At 66.7% G+C, this 13738-nt stretch carries 15 protein-coding genes; 5 read left to right on the top strand and 10 right to left on the bottom strand.

The window, feature by feature from the left end:
• Positions 1-32 precede the first annotated feature (32 nt).
• From ABD259_RS17630 to ABD259_RS17615, 4 genes are all read right to left on the bottom strand, one after another.
• Complete coding sequence (locus ABD259_RS17630; RefSeq protein ID WP_344163999.1) at positions 33-788, bottom strand: class I SAM-dependent methyltransferase; 756 nt, start codon at positions 786-788, stop codon at positions 33-35.
• A 721-nt stretch (positions 789-1509) separates the two neighbouring features.
• On the bottom strand, positions 1510-2001 hold the full coding sequence (locus ABD259_RS17625) for a hypothetical protein (protein ID WP_344163956.1): 492 nt from the start codon (positions 1999-2001) through the stop codon (positions 1510-1512).
• A 452-nt stretch (positions 2002-2453) separates the two neighbouring features.
• Complete coding sequence (locus tag ABD259_RS17620) at positions 2454-3371, bottom strand: SDR family oxidoreductase (protein ID WP_344163953.1); 918 nt, start codon at positions 3369-3371, stop codon at positions 2454-2456.
• Positions 3368-4198 carry an SDR family oxidoreductase gene (locus ABD259_RS17615; protein WP_344163950.1) on the bottom strand — a complete coding sequence of 277 codons (831 nt, stop codon included), beginning with the start codon at positions 4196-4198 and terminating at the stop codon, positions 3368-3370. The genes ABD259_RS17620 and ABD259_RS17615 overlap by 4 nt, the downstream gene beginning before the upstream one ends.
• A gap of 290 nt (positions 4199-4488) precedes the next feature.
• Here ABD259_RS17615 and ABD259_RS17610 point away from each other — a divergent pair, with 290 nt between their 5' ends.
• From ABD259_RS17610 to ABD259_RS17595, 4 genes are read left to right on the top strand one after another with little or no spacing between them, the layout of a single operon-like run.
• Entirely contained in the window at positions 4489-5355 is an 867-nt protein-coding gene (locus ABD259_RS17610; protein WP_344163947.1) for an enoyl-CoA hydratase family protein, read from the top strand.
• Between the two features lie 50 nt (positions 5356-5405).
• The gene (locus ABD259_RS17605; RefSeq protein WP_425573540.1) at positions 5406-6254 is read left to right on the top strand and encodes a CoA transferase subunit A; all 849 of its coding nucleotides are present in this window, start codon (positions 5406-5408) and stop codon (positions 6252-6254) included.
• Positions 6251-7042 carry a CoA-transferase subunit beta gene (locus tag ABD259_RS17600; RefSeq protein WP_344163942.1) on the top strand — a complete coding sequence of 264 codons (792 nt, stop codon included), beginning with the start codon at positions 6251-6253 and terminating at the stop codon, positions 7040-7042. Before ABD259_RS17605 ends, ABD259_RS17600 begins: the two co-directional genes overlap by 4 nt.
• A complete protein-coding gene (locus ABD259_RS17595) occupies positions 7039-8193 on the top strand; it encodes an NAD(P)H-dependent flavin oxidoreductase (RefSeq protein WP_344102288.1) in 1155 nt (384 codons plus the stop codon). Before ABD259_RS17600 ends, ABD259_RS17595 begins: the two co-directional genes overlap by 4 nt.
• Before the next feature lie 23 nt (positions 8194-8216).
• Here ABD259_RS17595 and ABD259_RS17590 read toward each other — a convergent pair whose 3' ends face one another.
• Positions 8217-8780: a hypothetical protein gene (locus ABD259_RS17590; protein WP_344102291.1), complete on the bottom strand. Its 564-nt coding sequence runs from the start codon at positions 8778-8780 to the stop codon at positions 8217-8219.
• Between the two features lie 307 nt (positions 8781-9087).
• Entirely contained in the window at positions 9088-9432 is a 345-nt protein-coding gene (locus ABD259_RS26045; RefSeq protein ID WP_486348486.1) for a four-helix bundle copper-binding protein, read from the bottom strand.
• 855 nt (positions 9433-10287) lie between these two features.
• Between ABD259_RS26045 and ABD259_RS17585 the strand changes: the two genes are divergently transcribed.
• Positions 10288-10593 carry a hypothetical protein gene (locus ABD259_RS17585; RefSeq protein WP_344102297.1) on the top strand — a complete coding sequence of 102 codons (306 nt, stop codon included), beginning with the start codon at positions 10288-10290 and terminating at the stop codon, positions 10591-10593.
• Between the two features lie 97 nt (positions 10594-10690).
• On the opposite strand, the gene ABD259_RS17580 is transcribed toward ABD259_RS17585, so the two are convergent.
• The 4 genes from ABD259_RS17580 to ABD259_RS17565 all read right to left on the bottom strand — a co-directional run bounded on the left by ABD259_RS17580 (position 10691) and on the right by ABD259_RS17565 (position 13737).
• Positions 10691-11845 carry an acetyl-CoA C-acetyltransferase gene (locus ABD259_RS17580; protein ID WP_344102299.1) on the bottom strand — a complete coding sequence of 385 codons (1155 nt, stop codon included), beginning with the start codon at positions 11843-11845 and terminating at the stop codon, positions 10691-10693.
• Between the two features lie 183 nt (positions 11846-12028).
• Positions 12029-12652 (bottom strand): TetR/AcrR family transcriptional regulator, encoded by a 624-nt coding sequence (locus ABD259_RS17575; RefSeq protein WP_344102302.1) that lies wholly within the window; start codon positions 12650-12652, stop codon positions 12029-12031.
• A gap of 7 nt (positions 12653-12659) precedes the next feature.
• Complete coding sequence (locus ABD259_RS17570) at positions 12660-13451, bottom strand: SDR family oxidoreductase (RefSeq protein WP_344102304.1); 792 nt, start codon at positions 13449-13451, stop codon at positions 12660-12662.
• A 49-nt stretch (positions 13452-13500) separates the two neighbouring features.
• A complete protein-coding gene (locus ABD259_RS17565) occupies positions 13501-13737 on the bottom strand; it encodes a DUF397 domain-containing protein (RefSeq protein ID WP_344102306.1) in 237 nt (78 codons plus the stop codon).
• Between the last annotated feature and the right edge of the window lies 1 nt (position 13738).

The following is a 13738-nucleotide window of genomic DNA, read 5'->3' as shown; positions in this document are numbered from 1 at the left end:
CGCTTCGGGCGACCGTTCTGCGGTCGCGGCGTTCACCGCCGCACGCCGTCCACTCCGCGCGCCTCCTCGTGGGTGACGCGGATCTTGGACTGGCCGTGCGGCTGCTTCTCCCAATCGTCCATGAACCGCGCTTTGAGCCCGTGCTTCTCCGCTACGGCGATCAGGGTCTCGGTGCGGTAGTAGAAGTCCTCGCGCAGCACGTGGTGTTCCTTCCCCTCCGTCCGGTCGAAGGTGAAGTCGAACCACCCGTCAGCGGTGAGGATCCGCCCCACGTGGGCCAGGCACTCGTCGATCACGTGCAGCGGCGAATGGGAGAACACGCTGTGGGCGTGGACCACTCGGAAATGGGCGTCGGGCAGGAAGGTAAAGGTGAGGTCGCGCACCGGCGTCAGGTGCGGCAGTTTGGCCTGCAGGCGCTGGCGGGCCAGGGTCTCCTGGGCAGCGACGAGAATGTCGGGCGAGATATCGATGCCGTAGTAGTTGCCGGTGTCGAGGTAGTCGATGAACCACCACCCCGCGCGCAGGTTTCCGCACCCGATGTCAAGCATGCGGTCGCCCGGCTGCAACCCGTGGGAGACGAGGTAGTCGAACTGCATCTTCCCAAGAGCCAGCCATCGGTCATGGGTCGCGGAGCCGACGGCGGCCTCGGGGCTGTTGGCGGTGTCATGCTTCATGACGGCGCGGTAGTAGGAGACATGGTCCGGGTAACGCAGCCTCAGCCACCTGTCGCGCCCCGCACGCTTCAGGTACCCCGGTATCTTTCCGGGGTTGCGCAGCGCATAGCCCATCTTGTGACCCAAGGTGGAGCGGTCCGCGATGACATTCTTCCTCGACACGGCGATGGATTCCTCTCAGCCACGACTCCTTGCCTCCGAACCGAAGCCTGCCAGACCGCAGACATCGATGGAGCAAAACGGGGCACTCGCCTTCTATCCTCACATTCACTCGTAAATCCAACACACCACCCTGTCCCTCACCACGTATCGGACACCCCATCCAGGACCGAGGGAAGGACCACTACGCCCGATTTCATCACTTTTTTTGGTAATTTTGCCAACTCCCCGATGGGCGCGATGCCTACCGTGCGGGGACCTTCCACAGCTCCGGGCGCGGGCGCGGCACACCGTCCGCGCTGGCTTCGAGCTCATCTCATCGGGGGTCTGGGGTAGCAGACCAGCGTGCGGCAATGGAGGCAACGCCCAGGATGTGGATCACCTTGCGCTCGCAGCAACGGTGCAGGCGGCAACATCCGCCCAGCGAGCCATCGTGCGTTCGGTACTGACGGCGAGGATGGTCGCGGACGAGCCCTCGCGTTCTCCGCATTCACGCGGGCCCCGATCCCGGAGCACGTGGGCGCCGTGAGCACCATTGCACCGAACAGGTGTCCGCGATCCGTCCGCCACAAGGCGTTCTACTATCGTCGCGCAGCACGGGGACCGAGAAACCACACAAGCTGACGTCGAGGAGCTGCCGAAACGCGATCGCCTGCGATGCTTGGGGCGATACGAATCAAATGATAACCAAAGCCCCCACAACAAAAGGCAGACTCCACAATATCGGATGGTTCCTTTCTGTCACAATGGACAAAAAGCAAAAATAAAGAACAATGGAAACCAGTAGACCAGAGGCTATGGAGAGAAAGACAAACAGGAGGGGCAAAGGAGGCGACAGGCACGCCCATTCGTCACACGAAAAGCTTGAATAAAACATGTAGGCAAGGATGAATCCCGCACAGAATCCGCTACCTGATACAAAAATCCGAGAAGCCCTTCCACCCAGGCGAAGGCCGCGAGCTACGAATACCGCAATAATGCCGGGCGATGCGACACCACCATACCCCAGCAGAACCCCGGAAAGAGCAATGATGGGCTCATTCGCCTCCGATGACGGAACACCGAACAAGAGCTGGAGAGTATAAAATGCCACGGAGGTCAGAGCGCCAGCAGTTATGGGTGCTCGAAGGAAGGACTTCAATCGTCCCGAAGAATCACTTTGGTTCACTGTGCATACCTTGTCGCCCTATCGAAGCAAGAAAGTAGCGGCCGCCCCCAAGCATTTAATCCATAAATAGGCGACCGCGGTAAGACTCTAACACAAAGATTTTAGGGACTCTGCAGACTTCGAATCCGAGCTGGTGCGAACCATGGCGCGCGACCACCATGTCGTTTGGATTGACAGCAGCTATTCTTAGACGCACTGCCTCATCAGGCGCCATGTTCTCCAATTTGACCCTCGACGCGCGCCCTCTATAGATCGGTTGATGCTGAGACCCGCGGTTATCGTCCTTGGTAGTCTCATCGAAAACCACGTATTCAGTTGCTTCAGGAACGCCGACGCCTGCACCGCCGATACGAGCGCAAGTCGGCCCACTTCCTGGGCGTAACCGCCATCAGCACACTCTGATCGGCTACCGCAGACCGCCAATGAGACGAGCTCGAAGCCGACATGACTGCTTAATTGGGCCGAGCGGTGCTGCCGTAAACCGGTTCCGGGGGTGTCGCGTTGGCGAGGAGGGCATGGATCGTGGCACCGATTTCATCGGCGTGCCAGCGAGCGCCCTTGTCTATGGCGGGGCCGTGCCGGTAGCCCTCCATCACGCAGATGCGGCCGCCGTCGACCTCGAAGACGCGGCCCGTGACCTTCGCTGAGCCCGCTGATCCGAGCCAGACCACCAGCGGCGAGACGTTGGCCGGGTCCATCCGGTCGAAGGTCCCGCTCTCTGGCTCGGCCATGGTGGTGGCGAAGAGGTCCTCGGTCATCCGGGTGCGCGCGGCGGGCGCGATGGCGTTGACCCGGACGCCGTAGCGCGCGAGTTCGGCGGCGGCTACCAGGGTCAGGGCAACGATCCCCGCTTTGGCCGCCGCGTAGTTGCCCTGGCCGACGCTGCCCAGGAGCCCGGCGCCCGACGACGTGTTGATCACGCGCGCGTCGACGTCGCGCCCGGCCTTCACCTCGGAGCGCCAGTGGGTCGCGGCGTGCTTGAGCGGCAGAAAGTGCCCGGTCAGGTGGACGCGCACGACGGAGTCCCATTCCTGCTCGGTGAGGTTGACCAGCATCCGGTCACGGAGGAAGCCGGCGTTGTTGACCAGGATGTCGAGTCGGCCAAACGCGTCGATCGCGGTGCGGATAAGGTCGGCGGCGCCGTCGGTCGTGGAGATGTCGCCGGCAGCGGCGACGGCTTGCCCGCCGAGATCGCAAATCTCCGCCGCCACCTGGACGGCCGGTTCCTGGGAGCGGCCCGTGCCGTCACGCTCCACGCCTAGGTCGTTGACCACGACCTTGGCCCCGTGCCGTGCGAACTCCAGGGCGTGGGCGCGGCCGAGCCCACGGCCGGCTCCGGTGACGACGGCGACTCTGTTTTCGCAGATCATGCGTTGTCCTCCCGGTCGGGGGTGTCCGCGTCGGCAGCGGCACCTGTCGATGTCTGCTGGGGGTTGGTGGGTGGTGCGGTCGATGCTTGTGCCGCGGCGTCCAGGAACGCGGGACGTTCGCCTCCTCCGTGCAGCGGCAGGGAGGCGCCGCTGATGTAGGCGGCGGCCGGGGAGGCCAGGAAGACGCACGCGTCGCCGACGTCCGCGGGCTCGGCGAGCCGGCCGAGCGGCACGGTGCGGGCGACAGCCGCAACGCCCGCCGCGTCGCCGTAGTGCAGCGCGGACTTCTCGGTTCGCACCATCCCGACGGTCACCGCGTTCACCCGCACCCTGGGCGCCCACTCGATGGCGAGGGAGGCCGTGAGGTTGTCCAGTCCCGCCTTGGCCGCACCGTAGGCGGCGGTGCCGGGCGAGGGACGGTGCCCGCTCACACTGCCGATCATGATGATCGAGCCGCCCTCGGGCCGACGCTGCAACACGCGGTTGGCGGCGCGCGAGATGATGAGCGGGGCGATGAGGTTAAGTTCGATCACCTTGGCGTGTCGGCGCGCGTCTCCCTCGCTCATAGGCAGGTACGGGGTACCGCCCGCGTTGTTGACGAGCACGTCGAGGTCGGTGATCCCGCCGATGAAGGCCTCCACGGCGTCGGCGTCGCGGACATCGACCCGCGTGAAACCGACCCCGTCGGGCAGGTCCTCGGGTTCGCGCCGGGCGCAGGCGATGACACGGGCGCCAGCGGCGCGAAACGCGGCGGTGATACCGAGACCGACGCCCCGCACGCCCCCGGTGACCACGACCGTCATCCCGCTGAGGTCTGCTGTGCGCACCCCGGCCCACTTCCTCTCCCACTGACGTTTCACCACCGCAGTCACGATCCCTCCGTTGATCTCGGCGATATCGACCTAATCTCCGCCAAAATTCGGTCGATTTCGCCGAGATCAACGGAAGGGCGAGGCGGGAACCGACACCGCCCGCGAAAAGCTCGGTGGCTGCTCTCGCTCACGGCGCTCCCGCGTTCGTCGGTCGTCGTCGTTTCCGCCCTCGCTGCCCTCTGGAGGGATTCGCGGGCGACTGCTACGGTCATAGTTCTAACAAACGTTTGGTGGAAAGGTAAGCCATGGCGGTCTCCACCACCATCCACTCCTCGGACATCGCCGAGATCGTGGTCCACACTCCCCCGGTCAACGCGCTCGCCGTGCGCGACTGGTACGACCTGGCCGACGCCGTGCGCCACTCCGGACACGACCCCGCCGTGCGTGCCGCCCTCGTTCGCGCGAAGGGGCGCGGCTTCAACGCCGGTGTCAACATCAAGGAGATGCAGCGCACGAACGACTTCGACGCGCTCCTCGGCGCCAACCGCGCCTGCTACGCGGCCTTCGCCGCGATCTACGACTGCGAGGTCCCGGTCATTGCTGCCGTGCACGGCTTCTGCCTCGGCGGCGGCGTCGGCTTGGCCGGAAACGCCGACATCGTCGTCGCCTCCGAGGACGCCTACTTCGGCCTTCCGGAAGTCGACCGGGGCGCGCTGGGCGCCGCCACCCACCTCGGGCGGCTCGTGCCCCAGCACCTGATGCGCGCCATGGTGTACACGTGCCGGAACGTGCGCGCCACGGAGCTGCACGCGTACGGCTCGGTGCTGTCGGTGGTGCCGCCCGCCGAGCTGCGTGCGGAGGCCCTGGCCGTGGCGGGCGAGATCGCGCAGAAGGACCCGCAGGTCATCCGGCGCGCCAAAGAGGTGCTGAACGGCATCGACCCGGTGGACGTCAAGCGCAGCTACCGCTTCGAGCAGGGATTCACCTACGAACTCACCCTCACCGGGGCAGGCGGTGCCCACCGCGACGGCTTCGTCGCCGAGAGGGAGACGAGAGAGACGAGGGAGACGAGGGAGTCAGCGGACTGCGAGGAGGCGGCGGATAAGGGCCCGCCCCTGTCCCCACTTCCGTACCTCGCCCACACGACCACCGACACGGACGGAACGCGGTGAGCGGCAAGGTCACCTCCCCCGAGCACATCGCCGCCTCGCTGTCCGACGGGATGACGATCGGTATCGGCGGCTGGGGATCGCGCCGCAAGCCGATGGCTCTGGTCCGGGCGATCTGCCGTACCCCGCTGCGCGACCTCACCATCGTCTCCTGCGGCGGTCCGGACGTCGGCCTGCTGTGCGCCTACGGCAAGGTGCGACGCGTGATCGCCCCCTTCGTCACGCTCGACTCGCTGCCGCTCGATCCCTGGTTCCGCACGGCACGGCAGCGCGGCGACATCGACTTCACCGAGTACGACGAGGGCATGTTCATGTTCGGGCTGCTCGCGGCGGCCCACCGGCTCCCGTTCCTCCCGACACCCGCCGGGATGGCCTCGGATCTCCCGCGGGTCAATCCCCACCTTCGGACCGTCCGCTCTCCCTACCCCACCCGCCCAGGCCCAGAGTCGAACAGCGACGAGAGAGCCGAGGAACGGGCAGGGCCAGGGGAGGCAGCAGGTGAGGAACTGATCGCCATGCCCCCGCTGCACCTGGACGTCGCGCTGGTGCACATGAACCGCGCCGACGCGCGCGGCAACGGGCAGTACCTCGGCCCGGACCCCTTCCTCGACGACCTCTTCGCCAAGGCCGCCCGCCGGTGCTACCTGTCCTGCGAACGCATCGTCGAGACGTTCGACGGGCCGGTGCAGTCGCTGCTGATCAGCCGAATGCTGGTGGCGGGCGTCGCGGAGACCCCGAACGGAGCACACTTCACCTCCTGCGAACCCGATTACGGCCGCGACGAGGCCTTCCAGCGGCGCTACGCGGCTGCCGCCCCTGCCCCCGACGACTGGCGGCGCTTCCGAATCCGCTACCTGGACGTGGACGAGGGCACCTACCAGCAGGAGGTCGCCCGCCCATGAGCCCGATGAACCCCACGAGCCCGACCGTGGCCGCGCCGACGCGCGCCGAGACGTGCGTGATCGCCTGCGCCGAGGCCTGGCGCGGCGACGGTGAGGTACTCGCCGCCGCCATGGGGACCTGCGCGATCCTCGGCGCGCGCCTGGCCCGCCTCACCTTCGAGCCGGGCCTCCTCACCACCGACGGCGGCGCGCTCCTCACCCGCGAACCGCTGCCGCTGGGCCGCCCCAGAACCCGCGCCGCCCCTTCCACCGACTCAGCCGACGCCTCCGCCGAGGGATGGCTCCCCTTCCGCGACCACCTGTGGTTGGTCCTGCATGGGCGCCGACACGTGATGATGGGCGCCGCGCAGCTCGACCGGCACGGCCGCAGCAACATCTCCTGCATCGGTGACTGGTCGAAGCCGACCGCCCAGCTCCTCGGCGCCCGCGGGGCACCGGGCAACACGATGTGCAGCACCACCAGCTACTGGATCCCGCGCCACACCCGACGCGTCTTCGTGGACAAGGTCGACATGGTGAGCGGTGTCGCCGCGACCGACGCCCATGACCTGCGCCGCGTCGTCACCGATCTGGGGGTGCTGGACGTCAACGGCCCGGGACGCACGCTCCAGCTGGTGTCACTGCACCCGGGCGTCACGGTCGAGGAGGTGTGTGACAACACCGGGTTCGACCTGCATATCCCAGGCAACGGTGTACGGACCACCCGCCGCCCGACCGCGCACGAACTCCACCTGCTACGGGACGTGCTCGACCCCGAAGGCCTGCGCGCCCGCGAGGTTCCCTCATGAGCCCCGAACCCGAACACACCGGCCCCCGAAAGGGCTCCCCGTTGCCAGCGAGCAGCCCCGCACCGCTGCCGACACCGCTGACCGCACTGGTCGGCTGCCGCTACCCGATCGTGCAGACGGGTATGGGCTGGGTCTCCGGGCCGCACCTGGTCGCCGCCACCGCGAACGCCGGTGGGCTGGGCATTCTGGCGTCGGCGACGATGCCCCTGGAGCGGCTCGCCGAGGCCATCGGCGAAGTGCGCGAGCGGACGGACGCCCCCTTCGGTGTCAACCTTCGGGCCGATGCCGCGGACGCGAGCGACCGCGTCGGCCTGCTGGTCCAGGAGGGCGTGAAGGTCGCCTCCTTCGCGCTCGCTCCCGACCCGAAGCTGATCCGCCGCTTGAAGGACGCCGGTGTCGTGGTCATGCCGTCGGTCGGCGCCCGGCGCCACGCCGAGAAGGTCGAGGCGTGGGGCGCCGATGCCGTGCTGGTGCAGGGGAGCGAAGGTGGTGGTCACACCGGGGCGGTGTCCACCACCGTGCTGCTTCCACAGGTCGTCGACGCGGTCGACATCCCCGTCATCGCCGCGGGCGGCTTCTTCGACGGGCGCGGCCTCGTCGCCGCCCTCGCCTACGGCGCCGCCGGAATCGCGATGGGCACGCGCTTCCTGCTGACCTCGGACAGCCCGGTCCCCGGCGAAGTGAAGCGGTTCTACCTCGGCACACGTGACACCGTGGTGACCCGCCAGGTCGACGGCCTGCCGCACCGCGTCCTGCGCACCGATCTCATCGACGGACTGGAGACCTCGGCTCGCCCCCGCCGCCTCCTGAGCGCGACCCGCAACGCCGTCCGCTTCCGCCGGATCTCCGGTCTGTCCTGGCCGCACCTTCTGCACGAGGCCATGGCGATGCGGCGCGGCACGGGCCTGTCATGGTCGCAGGTGCTCATGGCGGCCAACACTCCGATGCTGCTCAGGTCCGCCATGGTCGACGGCCGCACCGACCTGGGCGTCATGGCCGCCGGGCAGGTCGTCGGTGCCATTAGCGACCCGGACGACCTGCCCTCGTGCGCCGAACTCATCGACCAGATCATGGCCGAGGCACACACGACCCTTCACCGATTGGACCGCAGCTCGGTCACAGACGTGGCCAGGGCCACGGAGGGCGAGTGAATGGTGTCAAACGCTTCTGTCGGTCAGTCGTTCCAGACGCGAATGGTGCCGACGTTGTCGTTCAGCGTGTTCCCGATGAACGGAACCGGAAGATTGAACGTCCTCGCATAGGTATTGCTCTGTGAGACGAAATCCGCCGTATCGCAGGTCTCGGTTCCCGCGGCCGAGCTGATCGAGTTCCCCCATGACCACGGCCAGGTGGTCGATGGGTGAAGCTCATAGCCCGCGCTGTCGCATGGGCCGGCGTCGCCGTAGATGTCCGCCTTGGGCGTCCCGTAGTTCGCGTCCTCGAACCAGGTCATCAGCAGATCGCTGGACAGCTTCGTCGAGCTCTCGCTGCCCTGGGTCCGGGCTTGCGTGCGCTCCGCCGCCCGCATCATCCTGTTACGGGCGTCTTTCTCGGAGGTGGGGGAGCAGGCCGAGGCGATCACCGGCGAGGGCCCGTCACCGCTGGCCTTGCCCACGAGAATCGCGCAGTAGGGCTCGTCGGAATTCGACGCCACATCCGCGTTCGCGGACGGGGACGCCAGAACGATGACTCCGAATACGCCACAGGTCGCGGCCGCAATGGAACTGAGCTTTTTCATTGGTTTCCCCTTTCCCTCTCAGTTCCGAGGATGCGTCGCGGCGAATGGCACGGCAACGACTTTCGGCGACAGCCGAATGACGCGAAATCGCGGGGATCGCGACCTGTGTTTCGATGGCCGAGCGCCTGGTGCCGGACGGATTGTGGGAGCTGTGCCAGCTTCCGCCAGCAGGCTAAACCCGTGCGGTGGGGGCAAGGTCACGTCCGGAGGACGAGGAGCACCGCACCCCAGTCGGTAAGCGCAACCACCAGCGGGAGGGGACGGTCGACGGCCGTGCCCTCCCGAAACGCGTGAACGCCGGGAACCTTTAGATGCCCGCTCCAGCCATCTGCTGGCACTGCTCCGCGCACCGACGGCATGCGGCCGCGCACTCACGGCAGTAGTCGGCGTCGTACCTCTCGCACTCCAGCGCGCACGCCTTGCAGATCTCCGCGCACGTCCGACACAGCCGCACCGCCCATTTCGACCCCCGCGACAGCAGCGTCACGCACAGCGCACAGATCACCGCACAGTCCAGGCACAATCGCGCACACTCGGCCATCTCCGGGTTCTCCGCGCAGCACCTGTAGTTACACGCCTCGCACGCCTGCTGGCACTCAACGCAGGCATCCACACATTCCTTGTTCCGGTTGTCCAAGGTTGACACCGCCATGACGAGCCCCCTGTGATCGTCGATAACTGACAAACGGCTGTGTGCGCAGTGAGTATCACCCCAGTGCACGACGCACGCGGCCGCCCCTGCCCACGCTAGATCGTCGCTGCCGAGACAAAGCGGATCGACACCGAAAACAGTGGCTATGACCGAAAGTTAGATGTTTGCTGTCGGATTATTGGAAGACGCCGTGTCCGTCCACTCTGTGTCCCGCCCCTGCGTCGGGGATTGCCCCAAGCACTGGACATCTCCGACGAGTGAGCCAGGTGAGGACTCCCTCGCATGGCCATGAAGGCCGACCCGTCTGAGTTGAGAGCCGCCGCCGTCGCTACCATGGCGACCTCGCCCCGCCGTGCCCAACGACCTGAGCACCCCGAACGACCCGTCCTCCGCGCGGATCTGATCGACCGCGTCATCACCCAGGCGCGCTCGCCCCTGGATGGCCTGTTCCACCTGACCCGCACCGTTCGCACGTGTAGGAGATGAGTCGACCGCGGAGAGCACACCGCATATATCGGGCATTCAATCTCCTCTTCGGGCAAGAGCGGAGATCAATCTTTTCAAGAAAATTCTCCACGACTCCTGACACAAGACCCTAAAGACCAGAAAAACAAACGAATCAAGCGCGAGGGAGAAAAAAGCGAGCAAGCTCATCAACGAGCGCTAGGGATATCGTCTCCGACGCCAGGACCATAGGGGCGTCACCAACCGCTCGTGACCACACGACCTACTCGCTACAACAGAGGTGGGAAATTGGCCTGATCGGGCACCCGATTGGCTCGATGGGAAACATTTCTGGCCACTAATCTATAGACTTCGAGCAAGTCCACAGAGCGCCAAGAAAAGGATCCCCCCATGGCGACGACCAAGCTGATACTGACCTCCACCCTTGCCACCGCCGCGATCGCAGTAGCGGGCCTGTCCACCGGTACGGCCCACGCCGGCACCCTGTCCTCCTTGGTCGGCGACGGTGAGAGTGTCGCAGGCACCGTCGTGGACCCCGGGGCCGCCCTGAACGAGGGCAACCACACGATTCAGGACAGCAAGCCACGGGACACCAGTCTCATCGAGCCGCGGGTCGCCGACAACTTCTACGCTGAGGAACTGGTCGACACCGAGGACATGATCTCCCCCACGATCGAGCTCGGCACCAGCAAGTAGACGCAGACAAGGGCAACGAGGGCGGGGCCCTGGGCATTATCGAGAACCAAGAGCAGTGTGTGGGGCGTTCCGGCGACCGCGAGCCCGCGGGGTCGGCTCACACCCGCTCGATGATCGTGACGTTGGCCTGGCCGCCGCCCTCACACATGGTCTGGAAACCGTAGCGCCCACCCCTGCGTTCGAGTTCGTGGAGCAGGGTGGTCATCAACCGGGCGCCGGTCGCTCCGAGAGGGTGGCCGAGCGCGATGGCGCCGCCGTTAGGGTTGACGCGCGCCGGATCGGCACCGGTCTCCTTCAGCCAGGCGAGTACGACCGACGCGAACGCCTCATTGACCTCCAGCACGTCGCAGTCGTCGATCCGCATCCCCGCCCGGCTCAGCGCGTGCGCGGTGGCCGGGATCGGCGCCGACAGCATGCGCACCGGGTCCTCGCCCCGGGCGGATAGGTGGTGGACGCGTGCCCTGGGGGTGAGCCCGTGCGCGGCCACGGCCCCCTCGGAGGCGACCAGCAGCGCGGCGGCGCCGTCGGAGATCTGCGAGGCGAGCGCGGCGGTGAGCCGCCCGCCCCCGACGAGCGGGCGCAGTCCGGCCATGGCCTGCCGGGTCGCCCCGCGGCGCGGCCCCTCATCGGCCGTGACGTCGGCGTAGGGAACCGTTTCGCGGTCGAAGCGGCCGGAGTCGATGGCGTGGATCGCCCGCTGGTGGGAGGCTAAAGCGAACTCCTCCATGGCGTCGCGGGTGACGCCCCACTGCTCCGCGATCATCTCAGCGCCACGGAATTGCGAGACTTCGTGCGTGCCGTAGCGGCGTCGCCAGCCGTGCGACCCGGCAAAGGGTCCATCGGTGAATCCGAGCCCTTCGGCGGCGGTCATCGCGGAACCGATGGGGATCTGCGACATGTTCTGCACCCCGCCCGCGACGACCAGGTCGGCGGTCCCCGACAGCACCGCCTGGGCCGCGAAGTGCACGGCCTGCTGCGAGGAACCGCACTGGCGGTCGACGGTAACGCCCGGCACGTCCTCCGGCAGTCCGGCGGCGAGCCAGCAGGTCCGGGCGATGTCCCCGGCCTGCGGGCCGATAGTGTCGACGCAACCGAAGATGACGTCGTCAACGGCGGCAGGATCGGCACCGGAGCGGTCCATGAGCGCGGTGAGGACGTGCGCTCCCAGGTCAGCCGGATGCACGGCGGCCAGCCCGCCGCCTCGCTTGCCGACGGGGGAACGCACCGCGTCAACGATAAAGGCCTCGGCCATCTGCGGACACTCTCCTCACGCGGGTGCTGACTGGGATCGGCGGCAGGGTTACCGATTCTTCAAGCGCAATGCTCCTGCTTCTCCGTTGATCTCGGCGCAAGCGACCGAATTCGCGGCGAAATTCGGTCGCTTTCGCCGAGATCAACGGAGGCACCGGCGACATCGCCGGTGAAGCCTCAGTAGTCAGGAGGGGTGGGGTTGGATGCCCTCCAGGATCATCGTCAGGTACTGCTTGGCGACCATGTCGGCGGACAGGCGCCCGCCCGGCGCGTACCAGTTCGCCGCGACCCACACCGTGTCGCGGATGAACCGGTAGGCCAGGGGCACGTCCAGGTCGGCGCGGAACGCCCCCTCTCGGACGCCCCGCTCCAGCAGTCCGACCCACATGTCGCGGAAGCGGGAACGTGATTCGTTCAGATAGGCGAACCGGGGGCTCAGCGCCAGGTGCTTGGATTCGTTCTGGTAGAGCACGACGGCCGGACGGTGTGCGTCGATGGCGGTGAACGACGCCGCGATGAGCGCTTCCAGGGTCTCCCGGGCGCCCTTGTTCGCGGCCAGGATCCGGTCGTAGGACTCCCACAGCTCGGTGAGGAAGGTGGAGAGGATCTCGTCGGCCATCGACTCCTTGGAGTCGAAGTGGTAGTAGAGGCTTCCGGCGAGCATTCCGGCCGCGTCGGCTACCTCCCGGATCGTTGTGGCCGCGTACCCCTGCTCGGCGAAGATGCCGGCGGCTATGCCGAGCAGCTCCGCCCGCCGGTGGGTACGGGCCGTGGACGTGCTGTCGGCGTCGCGTCGCCGTGGGCTCATTGCGTCTCTATGCTCTCTGACTCGATACCGAGACCACTTCTCCCGTCATGTAGGAGGAGTAATCGCTGGCCAGGAAGACGATAACGTTCGCGATCTCCCACGGTTCGGCGTATCGGCCGAACGCCTCCCGAGCAGTCAGCTCCGCGAGAACTTCCTCGGAGGTCACCTTCGCAAGGTGCGGATGCATGGCCAGGCTGGGGGCAACAGCGTTGATCCGCACCCCGTGCGGCGCTGCTTCGATCGCGGCGCACCTGGTCAGAGCCATAACCCCCGCTTTGGCGGCGGCGTAGTGGGACTGCCCTTCCTGGGCGCGCCAACCCACTACGGACGCGTTGTTGACGATCGCCCCGCCGCCGTTCGCGGCCATATGGCGGAGGGCAGCACGGGTGCACCGCATCGTGCCGTTGAGCGTGACATCCAGCACGCGTTCCCACTGCTCGTCGGTCATATCGACGAGCTTGGCGGTACCGCCGAGCCCGGCGTTGTTGACGACGATGTCGACCCGGCCGAAGCGCGCACAGGCGGCCTCGAACATCGCCGCGACCTGGCTCTCGACGGTGACATCGCAGGGGACGGCGGCGACGGCGTCTGCCCCGAAATCGGCGGCGATTGCGGCCTCTGTTTCCTGCAGGCGACGTTCATGCGCGTCGCTGATGAGGACGCGAGCACCTTCGTCGAGCAGACGACGTGCGGTAGCGCCACCAATTCCGGTGCCAGCGGCAGCAGTGATGACGGCGGTGCGGCCACACAGCAGCCCGTGGCCGGGGACAGGCACGGGCGCCGGTACGCTCTGCTCCATGACAAGCAGCCTACCAAACGATTGTTAGGCAAGCTGTTGCCTGTGTTGACTAAAGCGATTCCTGACGCACGGCATTCACAAGGGAGACGAACTCGCTCGCTGGAAACTCAAGGAATCCGTGTTCGCGGTACCAGGTATCCCGAATCGCAGCAACTCGTCCTTCTGCTACCTCAACGCAGTTCTGACCCAGGCCACCATCCGTGTATCTGGAGGTATGCCAAGAGGCGACCTCAAGGCAGTTACCACCCGAAGTGTCGCTGTAGCTGGACTTACGCCAGCGCCCCATC

It is taken from the genome of Nocardiopsis rhodophaea (genome assembly GCF_039530945.1).
GTDB classification, from domain to species: Bacteria; Actinomycetota; Actinomycetes; order Streptosporangiales; family Streptosporangiaceae; genus Nocardiopsis_C; species Nocardiopsis_C rhodophaea.
This window is presented reverse-complemented; position numbering and strand designations above follow the sequence as displayed.